The sequence below is a fragment of the Dysgonomonas sp. 37-18 genome, from assembly GCF_001899125.1.
In the GTDB taxonomy this organism is placed as follows: Bacteria; Bacteroidota; Bacteroidia; order Bacteroidales; family Dysgonomonadaceae; genus Dysgonomonas.
This window is the reverse complement of sequence record NZ_MKVC01000013.1, coordinates 1-13971: the sequence shown is the minus strand read 5'-3', so window position 1 is coordinate 13971 and position 13971 is coordinate 1. Positions and strand designations below refer to the sequence as shown.

The 13971-nt window shown below is 39.3% G+C and carries 10 protein-coding genes and 1 tRNA gene; 6 read left to right on the top strand and 5 right to left on the bottom strand.

What is annotated here, in order from left to right; genetic code table 11:
- Nucleotides 1–195: 195 nt before the first annotated feature.
- Nucleotides 196–1422: an isocitrate dehydrogenase (NADP(+)) gene (locus tag BGO84_RS04745; RefSeq protein ID WP_006843862.1), complete on the bottom strand. Its 1227-nt coding sequence runs from the start codon at nucleotides 1420–1422 to the stop codon at nucleotides 196–198.
- A 29-nt stretch (nucleotides 1423–1451) separates the two neighbouring features.
- Nucleotides 1452–2336 (bottom strand): alpha/beta hydrolase, encoded by an 885-nt coding sequence (locus BGO84_RS04740; protein WP_291028009.1) that lies wholly within the window; start codon nucleotides 2334–2336, stop codon nucleotides 1452–1454.
- A gap of 276 nt (nucleotides 2337–2612) precedes the next feature.
- Between BGO84_RS04740 and trpS the strand changes: the two genes are divergently transcribed.
- The 3 genes from trpS to BGO84_RS04725 all read left to right on the top strand — a co-directional run bounded on the left by trpS (nucleotide 2613) and on the right by BGO84_RS04725 (nucleotide 6070).
- Nucleotides 2613–3602 (top strand): tryptophan--tRNA ligase, encoded by a 990-nt coding sequence (trpS, locus tag BGO84_RS04735; protein WP_135104563.1) that lies wholly within the window; start codon nucleotides 2613–2615, stop codon nucleotides 3600–3602.
- Between the two features lie 166 nt (nucleotides 3603–3768).
- Complete coding sequence (locus tag BGO84_RS04730) at nucleotides 3769–5121, top strand: DUF4026 domain-containing protein (RefSeq protein WP_291028008.1); 1353 nt, start codon at nucleotides 3769–3771, stop codon at nucleotides 5119–5121.
- Nucleotides 5122–5128: 7 nt separating this feature from the next.
- Complete coding sequence (locus BGO84_RS04725; RefSeq protein ID WP_291028006.1) at nucleotides 5129–6070, top strand: glycosyltransferase family 2 protein; 942 nt, start codon at nucleotides 5129–5131, stop codon at nucleotides 6068–6070.
- Between the two features lie 8 nt (nucleotides 6071–6078).
- Here BGO84_RS04725 and BGO84_RS04720 read toward each other — a convergent pair whose 3' ends face one another.
- The 3 genes from BGO84_RS04720 to BGO84_RS04710 are packed head-to-tail and all read right to left on the bottom strand — an operon-like array spanning nucleotide 6079 to nucleotide 9490.
- Nucleotides 6079–6309, bottom strand: coding sequence for a DUF4834 family protein (locus BGO84_RS04720; RefSeq protein WP_291028005.1), 231 nt, complete (start codon nucleotides 6307–6309; stop codon nucleotides 6079–6081).
- A 47-nt stretch (nucleotides 6310–6356) separates the two neighbouring features.
- Nucleotides 6357–7166: a DUF4249 family protein gene (locus BGO84_RS04715; protein WP_291028003.1), complete on the bottom strand. Its 810-nt coding sequence runs from the start codon at nucleotides 7164–7166 to the stop codon at nucleotides 6357–6359.
- A gap of 5 nt (nucleotides 7167–7171) precedes the next feature.
- Nucleotides 7172–9490: a TonB-dependent receptor gene (locus tag BGO84_RS04710; RefSeq protein WP_291028001.1), complete on the bottom strand. Its 2319-nt coding sequence runs from the start codon at nucleotides 9488–9490 to the stop codon at nucleotides 7172–7174.
- Nucleotides 9491–9977: 487 nt separating this feature from the next.
- On the opposite strand from BGO84_RS04710, the gene BGO84_RS04705 reads away from it, so the two are divergent.
- The 3 genes from BGO84_RS04705 (at nucleotide 9978) to BGO84_RS04695 (ending at nucleotide 13810) form a co-directional block, all read left to right on the top strand.
- A complete protein-coding gene (locus BGO84_RS04705; protein WP_291027999.1) occupies nucleotides 9978–12260 on the top strand; it encodes a GH92 family glycosyl hydrolase in 2283 nt (760 codons plus the stop codon).
- 115 nt (nucleotides 12261–12375) lie between these two features.
- Nucleotides 12376–13563: a DUF5009 domain-containing protein gene (locus BGO84_RS04700; RefSeq protein WP_291027997.1), complete on the top strand. Its 1188-nt coding sequence runs from the start codon at nucleotides 12376–12378 to the stop codon at nucleotides 13561–13563.
- A gap of 172 nt (nucleotides 13564–13735) precedes the next feature.
- A tRNA-Val gene (locus tag BGO84_RS04695) sits at nucleotides 13736–13810 on the top strand.
- Nucleotides 13811–13971 lie beyond the last annotated feature (161 nt).

Here is a 13971-nt window from a genome sequence, read left to right as displayed (position 1 = left end):
CTTTAATGAAAATAGTTGTCGTATTTTTTCATCGTCTTAGGGGATTTGCAATCGCAATACTATTTATTTTCATTATCCTTCAGATTGCAAATCCAAAGGGACGAGTTTCGGATTGCAAATTCAAAGGGACGAGTGTAAACATTTTATACCACTTAATCTACATTAAGATAATTTACTTCCTATTTATTAATAGGATTACACTCCCAGCTTTTCTTTCAAGCCTTCAGCTATCGCATCTAAGAAATCTTCTGTATTCAGATAATCGCCTCTGTGCATGGTATCGCCATATACTAGCAAAGCAAGGTCTTTTGTCATTTTCCCTTTCTCTACAGTTTCTATGCAGACCTCTTCCAGTTTTCTGGTAAAATCAACAAGCGCCCAATTTTCATCCAGTTTTCCTCTGTGAGACAATCCTCTTGTCCATGCAAAGATTGAGGCTATAGGGTTGGTTGATGTTTCTTTCCCCTGTTGATGTTGGCGATAGTGACGTGTCACTGTTCCGTGAGCAGCCTCAGCCTCCATCGTCTTGCCGTCAGGGGTAAGCAATACGGAAGTCATTAATCCTAACGAGCCAAAGCCCTGTGCTACTGTATCGGATTGAACATCTCCATCGTAATTCTTACATGCCCAAACAAAACCGCCGTTCCACTTCAAGGCAGCAGCAACCATATCATCTATCAGACGATGTTCGTATGTAATGCCTGCTTTTTGGTATGCTTCCTTATAATCTTTTTCATATACTTCCTGAAAAATATCCTTGAAGCGTCCGTCGTAAGCTTTCAATATAGTATTCTTTGTAGAAAGGTACAATGGATATTTCTTTTGTAACGCCAGTTTGAAACACGAATGAGCAAATCCATAGATAGACTCATCGGTGTTGTACATTGCCAAGGCTACACCATCCCCATTATAATCGTACACAGTATGGGTTTGAGGCTCTCCCCCTTCGGGTGTGTAAGTAATAGTAAGCTTCCCTTTTCCTTTTGTAACAAAGTCAGTCGCTTTATACTGATCGGCGTGCGCATGACGCCCTATAATAATTGGCTTATCCCATGTATTCACCAAACGAGGAATGTTACTCATAATAATAGGTTCACGAAATACTGTTCCGCCCAAGATATTACGGATTGTCCCGTTCGGAGATTTCCACATTTTTTTCAATCCGAACTCCTCTACACGAGCCTCATCCGGAGTAATTGTAGCACACTTGATAGCTACATTATATTTCTTAGTTGCCTCTGCACTGTCTATTGTCACCTGATCGTTTGTCGCATCACGGTTTTCTATACCCAGGTCAAAATATTTGAGATCTACATCCACATACGGGAGTATCAACTTATCTTTTATATATTTCCATATAATACGGGTCATTTCGTCCCCGTCCATCTCCACAACGGGATTCGTCACTTTTATCTTTTGCATATTGATATTTATTTAAGTGATATTATTATTTATTTTGCTTGTATATCTTTCAGCCACATTTGCAGCAAGGTGAGCATCTGTGTATGATATTTAAAATTCTCTCTCATTCCCCAACCATGTCCTCCTTCGGGAAATATGTACATTGTAGCCGCAATATTATTCATTTTCAGAGCATCGTAATAGCCGATGCTATTTGCCGGTTGCACACTATCGTCATCGTCGCTAAGCAACAATATTGCAGGAGGGGTATTTACATTCACTTGCTTCTCATTCGAAAAAGTATAAGTATCCGCTTGTGAAGCATTCTCTCCCAACAGATTATATTTAGATCCGCCATGTGTGGCTACCTGCATGGTAATAACGGGATAAAAAAGAATCGAAAAGTCGGGGCGTGTACTTACTCCCGATGTTGCAAAATGGGTAGAAGCCGTTGCCGCAAGATGTCCTCCGGCCGAAAACCCCGCAATACCGATTTTATCTGATTTTATTCCCAATTCAGCAGCATGCGATCTTACGTAGCGCATTGCTTGCCATGCATCATCTAACGGAATTTCTTTATGCTTGTTCGGCATCCGATACTTGAGTATGATACCTGCAATACCCTGTTTGTTGAGCCATTGGGCAAATTGTACCCCTTCGTGATCGAAAGCCAGCCCTGCATATCCTCCTCCGGGGCAGATAACGACTGCAGCACCTGTGTTATTCGCACCATCAGGCAAGTAGATATGAAGCTCGGGAACAGAAACATTGGTAAGCCACCCGCTACCTTTGTCATACTTCTCAGGTTCGGTGATACCATTAACTGTTGGCGGATTCTCTTCCCATAGTTTCACTACTCTTTGTGCACTCACAGACACGGATAAAAACAGAGACAGGATGCCCCCAAACACGAATATTCTCTTGCTCTTCAACATATATCTTTTGATTAATGACATGACATTGTTCAAAGATAAAGAAATTAGGTTTTAAATCAAATACACATGACTGCCTGTTTAGATTTTTTACGGAAGGAATTTTTGAGAATTCTTTCCAAAACTTCTCCTTTCAGCGCTCTTTTGCCATTCCGAGGTACTAAGAACGAAAATTTCACCGTGGAATATTTCATCCATTTGTATTGCACAAGTTGTGAATATATACCAACCCATTTATAGATTTTGACTATATTTGTGCCTTAAAAAAATATTTAAAACATGGAAACAGTACTAAGCGGTATCCGTTCTACCGGAAAACTGCATCTAGGAAACTACTTCGGTGCTTTGAGGAATTTCACAAGAATGCAACATGAAAACAAATGCTTCTTCTTCATAGCCGACTATCATTCGCTGACAACTCATCCCGATCCGAAAATACTACACGGAAACGTAAAGAACGTATTGACAGAATATCTTGCGGCAGGTATCGATCCTGAAGTATCGACGATATACGTACAAAGCGATGTGACCGAAGTATGCGAACTATATTTGCTACTGAACATGCACGCCTATATGGGCGAACTTTCGAAAACCGTTTCGTTTAAAGAAAAAGCCCGCAAACATCCCGATAATGTAAACGCCGGACTATTGACATACCCTACCCTGATGGCTGCCGATATCTTGATGCACAATGCAGACAAAGTACCTGTAGGAAAAGATCAGGAACAACACTTGGAAATGACACGCAAATTTGCCCGTCGCTTCAACAATATGTACGGTGTAGAGTACTTCAAAGAGCCTGTAGCTTACAACTTTGGTGAAGAGCTGATAAAAATACCGGGACTGGACGGTAGCGGCAAGATGGGAAAATCGGAAGGAAATTGCATCTATCTGGACGAAGACGCTAAAAGCATCGAGAAAAAGGTGAAACGTGCACTTACCGACGAGGGACCAAAAGAACCGAACTCAGTAAAACCGGACTATATCGAAAACCTGTTCACCATATTAAAGGTGGTTTCTACTGACGAAGTGGTGCAACATTTCGAAGACAAATGGAATACATGCGAAATTCGTTACGGTGATCTTAAGAAACAATTAGCCGAAGATATTATCAAGGTAACGACACCGATACGTGAGCGCATACAGGATATTCAAAATGATGATGCCTATCTGCACAAAGTAGTAACCGAAGGGGCGGAAAAAGCACGTGAAAGCGCACGCAAAACAGTTAGAGAAGTACGTGAAATAATGGGATTTAAGAAATTCTAAGATTTCTGCGAAATAAAAAATAAAAGTCTGAGGATAATTCTCTCAGACTTTTATTTTTTAGACGTCACATATTCTTTTTGAATAGCATACACCTACTATTTTTTTCATTAAGTTTGTATATTATATAAATAGAATACGAAAAGAATACTCAACAGAACTTACTAACATGGATAATAGTGAAAAATATAATCTGCTGGCAGAAGGCGAAACGGGGTTAGCCTCGGCAATGGGTATATACCCCAGAAGCAAAGACTTCAAGTTCGATGCTGCGCAGATAGAAAAATCCTTAGCACAAAACTCAGATTTCAATTTAAAATCTTTCAACAAGGTAGAAGTAGATATTGAATACTCAATAATGAGTTTTCATGCCGAAATAGAATACAAAGAAGCTATTTTTAATGTCGATCTATATATCAGCGACACAAAAAATATAAATCTAAACGATTACGGTTTTGCCAATGCAATAGACGAAGAATCGCTACAGGTAGCAATGGAGCAGGAATACTTCTTGGAGACTTCTCTATACTTCGAACTAAACCCACTGGATTCGTTTCATCTGCAATTAAAAATAATGAACGCCATTGCTCCTGATGCCAGTCTGGTTCTTGACTTCATGTCGTACAGACTATTATCGGCTAAATGGTTAAGCATCACAGCAAAATCACCTGTACCCCCTTCACCCGACTATCTATACACGCTGCACTGTGTGTATGACGAAGACGGCGAAAACGGAAACAGACGCTATTGGTTCCATACACATGGCCTGCATCGTTGCGGGTCGGTAGAGTTGGAAATGCTCAACTTCAGTCAGGGTGCTGAGCAAATGAATACGCTGATAAATATGACAGTAAAGAAATTCCTGACCGACCCGGCAAAAGAAAAAGAGAGATTTACCATCGGCTACGACGGCATGGGCATAAACCTCTGCTGGCTAAGATGGGAAGAGGCATTGAAAGACCTTCCCCAAAATATACTTGGAGGTGCGGGCGACCGCGACGAGGTGGACAATGTACATGCTGAACCTTCGGGCATACTGTTTGCAGTAGAAGACGGCAATATGATTTCACCCGAGATATATACCTCTACACTTGCCGAGAATCCAATTTACTATATAACTACAGAAGAAACAAACAGGATGAGTGCTTTGGCTAAAGAACGTTTCGGAGTATTTGCCAACGTGTTCAGCAAAGAACATAAGCAGCCTGAAAAGAAATCATTCTTAAAGAGCCTGTTCAACTCAAAGAAAGAAGAGGATGAAGCGGGTTGGACATTCCTTGTTAAGCTGGGACTCATTGTAGATAATTCAGACTCGGAAACGGATAAAGAGCATCTGTGGTACGAAGTCATATCTATAGCAGGTAATCAGATAGAAGGAAAGCTACTGAATCAGCCTTATTGGATTGCAGCCCTCAACGAAGGCGACATAAAAACATACCCACTGGATCTTCTCACCGATTGGGTTATCTATTCTCCGGATAATACATATACCCCAGATTCAATATATTTATTAATAGATTAGATAAAAGATGCAAACACTATCCGTTATTGTCCCCTGTTATAACGAAGAGGCAGTTATACAGGAGTTTTACAGGAGAACAAAAGAGGTTCTAAACTCACTCGATGATGTAGTGGGATATATAATTTTTATAAATGACGGTAGCAAAGATAATACGAGATATATACTCGATCATATAGCATCGCAAGATGATAAAGCGAGAGTTATTCATTTCTCTCGCAACTTTGGGCATCAACCCGCTGTAACAGCCGGAATGAATCTCTGTAAGACGGACTTCGCAGTAATTATTGATGCCGATTTGCAAGACCCCCCCGAATTGATTCCTGATCTCATTGAAACGCAACGCAAGGAAGAAGCCAGCGTTGTTTACTGTGTAAGGAAAAAACGAGAGGGTGAAACTGCTTTTAAGAAAGCGACAGCCAAACTCTTTTACAGAACAATGAATAATCTATCGGAAGTAGAATTCCCGGAAGACACAGGCGACTTCCGACTCGTAGACAGAAAAGCGATAGATGCCTTCAACGGACTAAAAGAGAAAGGAAAGTATATTCGTGGACTTATCAGCTGGATAGGATTCAAGCAAGTTCCATTTTATTACAACAGAGACGCACGCTTTGCCGGAGAAACAAAATATCCACTCAAGAAAATGCTCTCTTTCGCAAAAAAAGCTCTTCTTTATTTTTCCAAAAAGCCTTTGATGTTATCCATCAGTCTGGGTTCCATCGCTTTCTTTATCGGAATTATTTATGGATTGTGGGTGTGGCTCGGGCATCTTTTGGGCTTCACGAATGTGATTACAGGATGGACTTCTACGATAATTATAATTATATTCTTTGGTGGTGTACAACTAATAACAATCGGAGTGCTGGGACAGTATATCGGGGTACTCTTTGATGAAGTAAAAAGCAGGCCGGAGTATATTATAGATGAAAAAATAAACTTTGAAGAATAACCAATTGGTTATTCTTCTTTTATTTCTTCGTAATTGACATATTCGCCTTCATTTTTCGAGAATTTCTTTTGAGTGGTATCCTCAGCAGCCGACCGTGAATTGTTATTGGTCTGACGACGATTACTCTTAGCCCTATCCGAAGATGAACCAAAGAAACGAATAACCCTGCCCAAAAATATTCCTAAAATAAGGAAACCGAAAAGTCCGATAAGTAATAAGAATCCAAGAAATTTAAACATATAGTTACCAATATTTATAGACTATGAGAACAAAGATACGGAAATTATTATTTATTCATATCGTCTTCGGTAACTGTATAATTAACAAAAACTGAATTGTAAGCCTTAAAGCAACCCAATGCACCGCCAACAATATTCGTAAGAGGATTTGTCCCCCCTCCGGCGGCAACACTGCTCAATGATCTATAGAAAGTATACATTCCCTTATCCAATGTTTGCATCTCAATTCTTAGTTTATCACCTGCCTTGAGTGCTTCGTCATTATTATCTTCCTTATCAAACAGCAGAATATTTTCGACTTTCAGCCCGTTGCGGTATTTATCGCTATCTAAGTATAAGGATTTCATCGCCTTTTCGTTTACATAGAGTGTTGTATAGTAATAATTCTCTACATCTACAGGATCATAAAAAACCACACATGGCGAATAAATAGCCTCGTTGGCTACCGTAACCTTATAAATATAAACACTATCGATGGGTACGATATTGGGAATTTTAGCCTCTGATGTATAAATATTATCTCCTATGGTAACCTTCAATTTATATGCGCGTCCTACCCTGCCTACAATTGAAGAAACGTAGAAACCGGCCTCTTGCTGGCTTTCTATGAGTATATCAGCATTATCTTTATCGTCAGTCAATTCAACCTTAGCCCCCGACAAACGGTTATAAGATTCTTTATCATAAAAACCTTTTGTTTGAGTCAACAACACAAAACACGGAGCCCCTTCTTTTATAGAAGCATCAATTACATCTCTGGGCGGAGCCTGAGCAAGGTCTAGCTGAACAACCTCTTCACATGCCGTGAGCAATGTGAGAAGAAAAATTATATAAAGACATTTATTTACAATAACCATAATTTTCAGAACTTAAAGTTCCACGAAATTGAGGGTACAACACTAAATAAATAAATCATATACGACTCTGACGCTGACCTGTCATCTTCGTTTTGTCTAAAGCCAAACATATAAGGATTTTTACGGGCGTATGCATTATACAAGCCGAACGAAAGCTCGGATGTATATTTCTTTGTCTTCTTCAAGACACACATAGCTCCCAAATCGAGCCGATGATAAGAAGGGGCTCTATAATGATTCCTGCCTTCGTAATAATATATAGCATGCCCATCAATAACATACTTACCCGAAGGAAATGTCATAGGGCTGCCCGTAGCAAAAACCCACGTAGCCGACAATGTCCACTTTTTGCTCAGTTCATAAATACCGACAGCAGAAATATCGTGCGTCCTATCCTGATTGGCTGCATACCATTTACCGTCATTTATCTTATCTATTTTGCGTTCGCTGCGAGACAGGGTATAACCTACCCAACCATTAAAACGACCGTATTTCTTTTTCAGGAAAAGCTCCAATCCGTAGGCTCTTCCTTTACCAAACAAGAGTTCGGTTTCTATAACTTCTTTAGCCCTTACATCTGCGCCATCTTTATAATCTATCTGATTTTTCAGATCTTTGTAATACACCTCTGCACTAAACTCAAAAATATTATTCTGGAAGTTGCGAAAATAACCCAACGAAACTTGATTCGCCACTTCGGGTTTTATATAATCGGTATTCGATATCCAGCGATCAATCGGACTAGACATATTCGATGTAGTGAGCAGATGCAGGTTTTGCCTTGTAAGCGCATAAGCAGCCTTAATAGACGACGACTCGTTTAGCTGATATGCCACCGAAAGTCGTGGCTCTATACTCCAATATGTTTTCAGAAACTCTCCCCTTTTGGTGGCAATTGTATCCTTTATAGACTGGTCTTCTTCGTTGAAAGTATAATAGTCGCTTCCGCCCAGCACACTGAAAGAAGACAGCCTAACACCATAACTAAATTCCAGTTTATCGCTAAGCTTCATATCGTTAGAGGCATACAGTGTATTCTCCCATGAATAACGATGGGCATACGGCGATACTTTTAGTTGAGATGGGTCTTTACTTACCAATTCTCCGGGTACAATCTGGTGATAGATAGAGTTGAAGCCGAAGCGTATCAAATTCTTTTCGTTGGGATAGAACACAAAATCCTGATTGAAATTGATATCCCTTATCCGCGACATAACATTAAGCCCTGTCGTGAGATCTACACTTACATTGTATTTATAGTCGGTATACGAAAGAGTGGTGGTCGAAACCTTTTTCGAATCAAAGATATGATTCCATTTCAGAGCGGCGATTGTATTCCCCCAATCCATTGTTGCTATCTGATCAAGACCTAGCTTGTCCTTTCCATGATAAGCTGTCAGTATCAGTTTATCTTTATTCGACAAAGCGTAAGTAAGCTTTGCATTCAGGTCATAAAAGTATAATGTCGACCCTTTTACCTGCTCTACGCCGACCGTACGAGCCAAGGCATCAGCATAAGTACGTCTGGCAGAAACAATAAAAGATGATTTTTCCTTCTGTATGGGGCCTTCTAATGTAAGCCGGGAGGAGATAAGCCCAATGCCTCCATTCATGTGATAGTTTTTCAAATCACCATCACGCATGCTCACATCGAGTGTCGAAGACAGTCGTCCTCCGTATTGGGCAGGCATAGAACCCTTATAGATAGTCATATTATCTACAGCATCGGAATTGAATGTTGAGAAAAACCCAAAAAGGTGAGAAGGGTTATACACTGTTGCATTATCGAGCAGTATCAGATTTTGGTCACTGCTTCCTCCCCGCACATAAAATCCGATATTGCCCTCTCCCGCAGTTTGTACGCCGGGCAACAACTGAATTGTTTTCAAGATATCTCTTTCGCCAAATAACACAGGGATTTTATTCATCGATTCTATTTCCAATTTTTCGACACCCGACTGCACCCGCTTCACGTTATCGTCCGATTTTACAGCCAGCACCTCTATTTCTTTGAGAGAAACAATGTCTTTTGTCAAAACAATATCCTGAGAGAGATCCTTATCTATTCTGATCTTAAAGTGTTTGGTATCATAGCCTAACAGCTTGAATATAATACTGTACTCGCCCGAAGGTAATTGCAGAGAGAAGCTGCCGGCAGCATCGCTAAAACCGGCAGATTGAGTATGTTCTTTTGCAGCGATGGCAACTCCGGCGAGCGGAGTATTATCTCCTTCACTATATATTTTGCCACTAAACACATATTTTTTCTGAGAAAAAGCGGCAATGCTAGTAAACAATATAATGACAGTAAAGAGATGCTTCATATTAGCTTACTTCATCCGTGGAATTTATATATCAAACGGAACAGAAACTGTCTTATTTTCCAATGACATATTTTGAGGCCGGAATAACACAAAGATAAAATTAAATTATTAAGAACCTGTTTATTTCATTTCGAACAAACTTTTATTTTTTCTAAAATTATCAAAATTTTCTCTCACCCCTTGCCCCTTTTTAACATTTAAAAAATATGTACCAAAAATGAAATACTTTTCATCTTTACTTCATAAGCAATCAAAGATGGAGAATAACATGTTCTAAATACAATTCTGATTTATTTCAAATAGTTAATTCGGCTCAATAAGCCTAAGAACTGGTTAAAAAAAAGCAATAAATCGATTATTCGAATATTTTTTAATTAAAATAAATAACTTTACAATCTCAAATAAATTGCCTAATGATTCTGTCTGTATTTACAGGCAAACAATATGTTAATAATTAAATAATTTAATATAGTAATCTAATAGAACAATGACATTTAATTTAATCAGAATGACGAAGGCCATCTCAATATGGCTTATTTTGTGTGGATTTTTAAGTTCTTGCGAGGGGACGAAACAATTGGATGCGACACCTAATCTTACTCAATTTGTCGATCCATATATCGGAACCGGCGACCATGGGCACGTATTTGTAGGAGCGAATGTACCTTTCGGATTGGTTCAGTTAGGACCAACAAACTATTCGCAAGGATGGGATTGGTGCTCGGGATATCATATTTCAGATTCTACCATTATCGGTTTTGGACATATGCACCTAAGTGGAACCGGTATCGGCGACTTGGGAGATATATCATTTATGCCTGCAACAGGTAATGTAGTTCTAAAAAGAGGAGATCTTAAAGACCCTAAATCAGGAATATATTCTTTATTCAGACGTGAGACCGAAAAGGTAAAAGCTGGATACTATGCTGTTCATCTCGACAGATTTAATGTTGATGTGGAATTAACCGCAACCAAAAGAGTTGGGTTCCACAAATATACATTCCCTCAATCAGACTCAGCAAAGGTAATCATCGACCTACAACATGGTATCGGTTGGGACACCCCAATGGAAGGATACCTTGTTCAAGAAAACGACTCTGTAATATCAGGATACCGCTATTCGAAAGGATGGGCTGTAGACCAACGCATATTCTTCACAGCTGTATTCTCTAAACCAATGAAGCAATTTGTAGTATCAGATTCTACAGAGGTGAAAGCGGGAAATAGCATCAATGCGAGAAAAGCATATGGACAGGTATTGTTCGATACAAAGGATAAAGAAAATGTATATGTTAAGGTAGCTATTTCTCCGGTAAGCATCGAAAATGCAAAATTAAACATGCAAGCCGAACTACCGGGATGGAACTTTGAGCAAACAATTACAGATGCAGACAAAGCATGGAACGAAGAATTGAGCAAGATACAGATAGAAACAAACGATGCTGCCGCTAAACGTGTGTTCTATACAGCTCTTTATCACACAATGATTGCTCCATCCGAATTTTGCGATGTAAATAACGATTACAGAGGTTCTGACGGGCAAATGCACCAGAAGGGAGCTTTCAAAAATTACACTACATTCTCTTTGTGGGATACTTACAGAGCTGCTCACCCATTGATGACTATTATTCATCCTGAAAAGATGAGCGATATCATCAATACAATGCTTACAATATATCAGCAACAAGGCAAGCTTCCTGTATGGCACTTGATGGGTTGCGAAACAGACTGTATGGTTGGTAACCCGGGTATATCTGTTGTGGCAGATGCTATCTTGAAAGGTTATGACGGGTTTGATAAAGACCTGGCGTATGAAGCTATGAAAAAGTCGGCTATGCTGGACGAAAGAGGCTTGAACTATCTAAAGCAGTACGGCTATATCCCTTACGATAAAGGAAACGAAAGTGTTGCTAAAACAATGGAATATGCTATTGCAGACTGGACTATTGCTCAGGTAGCTCAAAAAATGGGAAAAACTGAAGATTACGAATATTTCTTGAAACGCAGTAAAGCATACACTCACTTTTTTGACAAGTCAACAGGCTTTATGAGAGGTCTTTCTTCTGATGGTAAATTCAGAACACCATTTAATCCGTTCGAATCTATTCATCGCGAAAACGACTATACAGAAGGAAATGCTTGGCAATATACATGGTTAGTTCCTCATGATGTACAAGGACTTGTAGACCTGTTTGGAAGCAAGGAAAAATTTGTACAAAAACTGGATTCTTTATTCATCGTAGAAGGGTCGCTAGGAAAAGATGCTTCTCCTGACATCAGTGGATTGATCGGTCAATACGCTCACGGAAACGAACCGAGCCACCACGTAATCTATATGTATCCATACGTAGGTCAACCATGGAAAACAGCAGAAAGAGCTCGTGAAGTGATGTCTGTAATGTATCATGATCAACCTGCAGGTCTTTCAGGAAATGAAGACGTTGGACAAATGTCGGCATGGTATGTATTGTCTGCTCTTGGATTCTATCAGGTTGAGCCTGCCGGAGGAAAATATATCTTCGGTAGTCCGATTGTAGACAAAGCTACTGTGAAGGTTAAAGATGGCAAGGTATTGAACATTATAGCAAAAAACAACAGTGCTGCAAACAAGTACATCCAGAGCGTAACTCTTAACGGACAGCCTTACGACAAATATTATATCAACTTCAATGATATTATCAATGGTGGTACACTAGAGTTTACAATGGGTGACAAACCTTCCGAAACTTGGGGTACAACTGTAGATGTTATACAAGCAAGTGCGAAATAAGCAAATACGATAATTATTTATATCAGAAAAGCGAAAGTATAAACTTTCGCTTTTCTTTTTTTATATCTTTGTTTTTTAGCAAAATAGAATCTTAATAATCTAATCTGACCACTTTATGACTTCTGCGCTCACAGAAAAACCCAAACGTATAGCATCGATAGATGTATACAGAGCTTTGACAATGTTTTTTATGATTTTTGTGAACGACCTATGGAGTGTAAGCAATGTACCCCACTGGCTCGAACATGCGGCAGCGAATGAAGACATGCTCGGCTTTTCGGACATTGTTTTTCCTTCGTTTCTCTTCATTCTAGGAATGTCTATTCCTTTGGCTATTGAGATAAGGAAGAAGAAAGGTGATTCGAACAGAGGAATTTTGAAGCACATCATTATTCGTTCTATCGCTCTTTTGGTGATGGGTATGTTTACCGTAAACCTTGAATCGGGCGTAGCGGCGAGCATAGGCATCAGCAAACCTATATTTACATTGATCATGCTTCTGGCTTTTTTCTTTATCTGGAATGTATACCCCAAAACAGAGAATAGAACAAGACAAAATTTATATTCCGGATTGAAAATTATAGGTATAGTCATTCTGGCTATATTAGCTTTTATATTTAGAGATGCGGATGGAGGAGTTTTTCAACCTCGTTGGTGGGGCATACTGGGACTTATCGGATGGACATACCTGCTGTGTGCTATTGTATATCTATTCCTAAACAAAAATAAAGGTTACCTCATTGTTGCCCTCTTTGCTTTTATACTACTATGCATTGGCGGGTCGAATCATTGGCTAGGTATCTTTGATGGAATTATCCCAGGCAATGGATGCTTTCATGCTTTTACGATGAGTGGGATGCTCATATCTCTGCTTTTCAATGAATCTGAACTGGGTATCGGTATAAAGAAAAAAATGCTAACATCGACCTTTATCGGTATTATATTCATTCTAGGCGGATTTGCAGCTCACAACTTTTGGATCATCTCCAAAATACAAGCGACACCTACATGGCTATTCTTGTGCACAGGAATCTCCATTCTTTTATACGTATTGATGTATTGGTTGACAGACATCGAGAACAAAGCATCTTGGTTTGGCATTATAAAACCGGCAGGGACTGCCACGCTTACCTGCTATCTGATCCCTTATTTTTTATATGCTATTTTCGTATTAACGCCATTTTCTCTTCCCGAATCGCTGACAACCTCTCCTATCGGATTAGTAAAATGTATCATTTTTTCATTTTTGACTATCGGGATTACTGCTCTATTGGGAAAAATACATATAAAATTAAAAATATAGTCATTCGTTGTATTTCTAGTAAATAATTGGAAAATAGAGCAATAAAAAGCAGCCTCTGAATAGCGCATCAAAATTTAGATACTTTTTCTAAAAAATGTATGGAAATTGTTTTGTAGAATAAAAAAATTGCATACCTTTGCCACGCATTTGAGAGAAAATGTAACCCCAACAAGGGCGTTTAGCTCAGCTGGTTCAGAGCATCTGCCTTACAAGCAGAGGGTCGGCGGTTCGAATCCGTCAACGCCCACAAAATGGTAAAAAGGTCAAAAGCCACAAAATGCCAAACAAAGACATAAAGTCTGTTAGTCAGTAGATTAGCAGACTTTTTTCTTTTTCATCCAAGCCTATAAAAGTCAGAGAAAGAAACGGCTCTTCCCTAAAAGTTGTGGACTAGGCATAAATATTCGT